General features: G+C 73.2%; 1 protein-coding gene. It reads left to right on the top strand.

The genetic code is table 11. The annotated features are described in order from the left end of the window. Positions 1 to 1,958: copper-translocating P-type ATPase (locus ACWEQG_RS38970; RefSeq protein ID WP_452292677.1), on the top strand; the 1,958-nt coding region annotated here is incomplete at both ends.

Genomic DNA, 1,958 nt, shown 5'->3' with positions numbered 1-1,958 from the left:
CAGGACGAGCTTGCTCCCCTGCGGACCCGCCTTCTGGTGTCCGTCGTGCTCGCCGTCCCGGTGATCGCGCTGGCGATGATCCCCGCCCTGCAGTTCACGTACTGGCAGTGGCTGTCGCTCACGCTCGCGGCCCCGGTCGTGGTGTACGGCGGCCTGCCGTTCCACCGGGCGGCCTGGACCAACCTGCGCCACGGCACGGCCACGATGGACACGCTCGTGTCGCTGGGCACGATCGCCGCGCTGGGCTGGTCGCTGTGGGCGCTGTTCCTCGGCAGTGCTGGCGTGCCCGGCATGACCCACCCGTTCGCGTTCACGATCGAGCGCAGTGACGGCTCCGGTGACATCTACCTGGAGGCCGCGGCCGGGGTCACGGCGTTCATCCTGGCCGGGCGCTATTTCGAGGCCCGCTCCAAGCGGCGCGCGGGCGCGGCCCTGCGGGCGCTGCTCGAACTCGGCGCCAAGGACGTCGCCGTCCTGCGCGACGGCAGGGAGGTGCGCGTCCCGGTCGGCGAGCTGGCTGTGGGCGACCGCTTCGTCGTCCGGCCGGGAGAGAAGATCGCGACCGACGGCGTGATCGAGGAGGGGACCTCGGCGGTCGACGCCTCGATGCTCACCGGCGAATCGGTGCCGGTGGAGGTCCGGCCGGGCGATTCGGTGACCGGGGCGACGGTGAACGCGGGCGGCCGGCTGGTCGTGCGGGCCACCCGGGTCGGGTCCGACACCCAGCTCGCGCAGATGGCGCGGCTGGTCGAGGAGGCCCAGACGGGCAAGGCGCAGGTGCAGCGCCTGGCCGACCGCATCTCCGGGATCTTCGTGCCGATCGTCATCGCCCTGGCCGTGGCCACCCTGGGGTACTGGCTCGGCACCGGTGAGGGCGCCCAGGCGGCCTTCACCGCCGCGGTGGCGGTGCTGATCATCGCCTGCCCCTGCGCGCTGGGCCTGGCCACGCCGACCGCGCTGCTGGTCGGCACCGGCCGCGGCGCCCAGCTCGGCATCCTGATCAAAGGCCCCGAGGTGCTGGAATCCACCCGCGCGATCGACACGGTCGTGCTCGACAAGACCGGCACCGTCACCGAAGGAAAGATGACCCTCATCGAGGTCCACCTGGCCGACGGGGAGGACCGTGACGAAGTGCTCCGCCTGGCCGGGGCTCTGGAACACGCCTCCGAACACCCCATCGCCCAGGCCATCGCACGGCGCGCCGCCGAACGGGTGGGCACCCTGCCGGCGCCGGAGGACTTCGCCAACATCGAGGGCCTCGGCGTCCAGGGCATCGTGGACGGCCACGCCGTCCTGGTGGGACGGCCCGCGCTGCTGGCCGAGTGGTCCCAGCACCTGCCCGCCGACCTCGCGCGGGCGCTGGAGGAGGCGCAGGCCGCCGGCCGCACCGCGGTGGCGGTCGGCTGGGACGGCGCCGCCCGGGCGGTGCTGGTGGTGGCCGACACCGTCAAGGCCACCAGCGCCCAGGCCATCGCCGATCTACGCGCGCTCGGACTGACCCCGGTGCTGCTGACCGGCGACAACGAGGCCGTCGCCCGCACCGTCGCCGCCGAGGTCGGGATCGAGGAGGTGATCGCCGAGGTGCTGCCCGCCGACAAGGTCGAGGTGGTGAAGCGGCTGCAGGCCCAGGGCAGGACCGTCGCCATGGTCGGCGACGGGGTCAACGACGCCGCCGCGCTCGCCCAGGCCGACCTCGGCCTGGCCATGGGCACAGGCACCGACGTGGCCATCGAGGCCGCCGACCTGACCCTGGTCAGAGGCGACCTGCGGGTGGCGGCCGACGCGATCCGGCTGTCACGGCGCACTCTGACCACGATCAAGGGCAACCTGTTCTGGGCCTTCGCCTACAACATCGCGGCCCTGCCGCTGGCCGCCGCCGGGCTGCTCAACCCCATGATCGCCGGAGCGGCGATGGCCTTCTCCAGCATCTTCGTCGTCAGCAACAGCCTCCGCCTGCG

The organism is Microbispora sp. NPDC004025 (assembly GCF_053604425.1).
The sequence above is the reverse complement of the archived record's forward strand: the minus strand, read 5'-3'. Positions and strand labels throughout refer to the sequence as shown.